Below are 3815 nucleotides of genomic sequence, written 5' to 3'. Positions count from 1 at the left end.
CGAAGGTGATTAAGAGAAATGCCTTTGGTTTTCGGCGTTATGATCGCTTGCGAAACCGTATTCTCTTGCATCATCCATTCAAACATCAGACATTCGGGGTAGGATAAGAGGGGCTCGCCCTCCTATGCCACCCCAACATTTGACTAAGAACCAAAAATAAATAATTATCTTTATGGACAGTCGAGTATTTTAAAGCTTTTCTGGGGATTTTCAAGGTTAGGCATTCAGAAATTTACAAAATGTTCTATATTTGAGGTTTGATGCAAAAGATGCAGATCATTTATGATAAAAGTAGGAAAATTTATGGGTTCGAAGGAGCATACATGAAAAGGGAGGGGTAAACGGTGGTCGAAAAAATAGCCAGTAGCGAAGTGGCGAATCGGCTAAATGAATGGTATGACACGATTAAACAGCAAGATGTTGAGCGAGCTAGCAAGTTAAGAAACGAAGTACAGGAAGCCATCAATCAGATGGAAGAGGATCAAAATGTATTGCTCTATTTTAATCTTATTGATTCAAGGTACAAATTATTAATTGAGCAATTCGATGAATCTGGTAGCATTTTAAAAAGCGTAAAAGAACAAAGCGAGCAAACAGAAACAGATCACCTTCTCAGATATTACTACTACTTCTTTAGCGGCCTCTATGAATTCAACATGAAAAACTACATTCAAGCTATCCACTATTATCGGCAAGCAGAGAGTTTTCTTAACAGTATTCCGGACGAAATAGAACATGCAGAATTTCATCTTCAGCTAGCAATTGCTTATTACGGAATAGAGCAAAATTTCTTCTCGTTAAGTCATGCAAAAAAAGCCCTTGAAATTTATGAAACGCATGAAAACTACGTGAATCGTTTGATCTCAACACAATTAACAATAGCTGCAAATGAATTAGATCTAAAACAGTATAGCTCCGCTGAGACACTGTATAAAAAGGGGATTAAAACTGCTTCAGAACACAATCATGCATTTATGGAAGTCCTCGGATACTTTAATTTAGGTATTTGTTATGAATTTCAAGATAAGCTTGAATTAGCTAAGGACTGTTTTGAAGCCGCACTCGACATTGCATATCCACAAGACAATAAGAGGGATTCTTACTTAAGAATTAAGTATATGTTAGCACGCACCTTATTTAAAATGGAGTTAGCTGATGAAGCGATGGATTGGTTTAAGGGTGCTCAAAAACTTGCAGATGAAACTAGTGAAGAGACCTATCAAGCCAAGCTGAAAATCATCTACTCGATTTACAAAACGTATGATCAAACATCCATTGATAATGGATTAGAAGTTTTAAGGGAGAAAAAACTCTGGCATGACGTTTCAGATTTAACAACAAATGCAGCGAGACATTTCAAAAAGAAGGAAATGTATAAGCTAGCAACGAAATATTTTAGTGAAGCATTACTGGCAAAAGAAAAAATTCCTATGTTACATAAGGAGGTAGAGAGTGAATGAAAAATGTTTTACTAACCCTTATTGCGGTAAGCTTTATCTTCAATTTTGTTCCTCCAGAAGAGTTACCTAACAGTTATGGCTCAGGAGGAGGATTTACGACATCTGAAAGGAACAATACAGGAGGAACTTGATATTAAGAAAGAACAAAAACTCCGTGGACTCCACGGAGCTTTTCTATTTAGATTGGAATTGTCATTTGAATTGGTAATCATTACAATTTTCCTACTGGTGATAATGGGAAAAATCAGTTTTTTTAAAGATAGGGACGAAGGGAATCAGCTTTATTCATTTTTGCAGAAGTTCCCTCTCACTCCTTCATCTCCTCCGTCCGTTTTATCGTTTCGCCTTTTCTGACTCCATACAACCGGCTTTTCGGTTCATAGATCGTTTGGGACGGCCAGAGGCCATGGTGCCCCGAGAATAGGTAACTGGTGAGACAGGCGACGAAAAAGAATTCGATCCCTTTTCCGTCGAACATTTCGACACCTAATAAGAAGGCGGCGATCGGGGTATTCGCACCACCGCCAAAGGTGACGATCATGCCTAGGGCCGCAAGGAATGATAGCGGCAAGTCTATAAAAGCATGTAGTGTGTTTCCTAATGTGGCACCAACAAAAAAGAGGGGAATCGCTTCTCCACCGACGAACCCCATGCCCATCGTTACTGCGGTAAACACGAGCTTGGCTAAAAAGGCGTAGGGAGGCACGTCCTGTGTAAAGGAATCCTCCAGCATGTCAAGGCCGCGCCCATTGTAGTCATAGGAGCCGATGATATACGTTAGAGCGACAATAATCAGACCACCGACAAAGGCGCGAACCATATGATTTTTCATCGTGTATTTTACAGAAAGCTTGTGGATGCCATGTCTTAATTGACAATACAAAACACTCACAAGGCTAAACACGATCGCGAGCAGAATCACTTTGCTGAAGGTGAGGGCGGATACCTCTGGTACTGTTGTGATGATAAATTTTTCGTGTTCAACGTGCCAAAACTTCTCCGTCGTATAATGGCCGACAAAGCTAGCTACGAGACATGGGACGAGGGCTTCGAATTTCAGCCTGCCGAGACTGGCCATTTCCATTCCGAAAATCGCTGCGGTAATTGGTGTACCAAAGGCGGCCCCGAATCCTGCGCTAATTCCGCCCATCAGCAAAATCCTCGTATCAATCAGTTTCACCTTAAACAGTTTATTGACAGCCTCAGCCACACTTCCACCCATTTGAATCGCTGCCCCTTCCCTTCCTGTTGAACCACCGAACAGGATCGTCATAAAGGTGCCGAGGTAGACGAGAGGGCCCAACCGTAACAGCATTTTTCCTTTCCCTTGAACGCTTTCGATCACAAGGTTATTTCCTTTGTACAATTCATTACCAGCACTTGTTCCTGCCTTCATGTACAAGTATCCTAACGCAAGACCTGCGAGTGGGAGGAAGAGGACGAACCAAGGTCGGTTTTCCCGCGTTTCACCGAGGTGATCGTTCACCGTTAACAGCAAGGCGGTTGTTGAGCCGACAATGGCCCCAATCATTATGCCGAAAAAGATCCATGTCAACAGAGTGAGCCAAAAGGTTTTATTCATTCGTCTATCATCGTCATTCTAGGTGTGTTGGCGGCGGAGTTTGGTGCTTTTTCTCGGCAACTTCAGTAAATAGATTGCCTGTCTCATTTGGTTGGATCATCGGTGGTTGGAGCGGTGCATTTGGTAGCGCTGTTTGGATGAGCGTTTGCAGTTTTTGCATGTCCTCTTTCGTAGCGGCTTGCTTTTCCGGCTTTAGCGAGTAGCCTAATTGCCCGTTCGATTCAATCGTCGCCCATTGGACATCGCTCATGTGTTGAATCCCTTGCTGTCTTAGTCGTAATTCCAACATATCGACGGTTAAGCGCTGCTTTTTTAAGTTTTGTTCCTGAAGCTGGCCGTTTTCAATCACAACGATCGATTGCCCGTAAAAGAAACGCTCAAGGGTATCATTCTTTAAGACGATATACTCAATAAAAAGGAGGGTCAGCACAAGGAGCAGCGTAATGGCGATTGTAATCCAAATGTTTCGATCTCCTACAGGTTGGATAATTAATGAGCCGATGGCAATCATCATCACCGTTTGGGCGACCGTCATTTGCGAAATAGACTTACGACCCGCAAGACGCAAAATCAACACCCCACCAAAAACGATCACAATCGCCTTCCAAATAAAATGGAAGTCCAAAGGTTGTTCCTCCTTTCTAACTGATAGACTCTCGGCATTCGCCGAGCTTTGTGGTTCAAGGATTTTCCTCAAACCAATTTATTTCATCCCTCCTATTTTAGGTGGGATTTTTTAATGTTCATTTTTTAAAACTGGAAATTAATTATCA

4 protein-coding genes are annotated in these 3815 nt (G+C 42.0%); 2 read left to right on the top strand and 2 right to left on the bottom strand.

Going from position 1 to position 3815, the window contains the following annotated elements; translation table 11 throughout:
* Positions 1-344: 344 nt before the first annotated feature.
* The gene (locus E2L07_RS20180; RefSeq protein WP_134230498.1) at positions 345-1460 is read left to right on the top strand and encodes a Rap family tetratricopeptide repeat protein; all 1116 of its coding nucleotides are present in this window, start codon (positions 345-347) and stop codon (positions 1458-1460) included.
* Positions 1457-1591, top strand: coding sequence for a hypothetical protein (locus E2L07_RS21595; protein ID WP_276399905.1), 135 nt, complete (start codon positions 1457-1459; stop codon positions 1589-1591). Before E2L07_RS20180 ends, E2L07_RS21595 begins: the two co-directional genes overlap by 4 nt.
* A 176-nt stretch (positions 1592-1767) precedes the next feature.
* Here E2L07_RS21595 and E2L07_RS20175 read toward each other — a convergent pair whose 3' ends face one another.
* Both E2L07_RS20175 and E2L07_RS20170 read right to left on the bottom strand, forming a co-directional pair.
* A complete protein-coding gene (locus tag E2L07_RS20175; protein ID WP_134230497.1) occupies positions 1768-3042 on the bottom strand; it encodes a voltage-gated chloride channel family protein in 1275 nt (424 codons plus the stop codon).
* A gap of 13 nt (positions 3043-3055) precedes the next feature.
* Entirely contained in the window at positions 3056-3667 is a 612-nt protein-coding gene (locus E2L07_RS20170; RefSeq protein WP_134230496.1) for a DUF421 domain-containing protein, read from the bottom strand.
* Positions 3668-3815: the final 148 nt, after the last annotated feature.

Source organism: Halalkalibacterium halodurans (genome assembly GCF_004376175.1).
GTDB lineage: Bacteria > Bacillota > Bacilli > Bacillales > Bacillaceae_D > Halalkalibacterium > Halalkalibacterium halodurans.
Note: the sequence above shows the minus strand (reverse complement) of the source record. Positions and strands in the feature narration are given on the sequence as shown.

Bases quoted from the DNA above. Each gene is read 5' to 3' on its own strand.
- E2L07_RS20175 (WP_134230497.1), bottom strand. From the start codon at position 3,042: ATGAATAAAACCTTTTGGCTCACTCTGTTGACATGGATCTTTTTCGGC.
- E2L07_RS21595 (WP_276399905.1), top strand. From the start codon at position 1,457: ATGAAAAATGTTTTACTAACCCTTATTGCGGTAAGCTTTATCTTCAAT.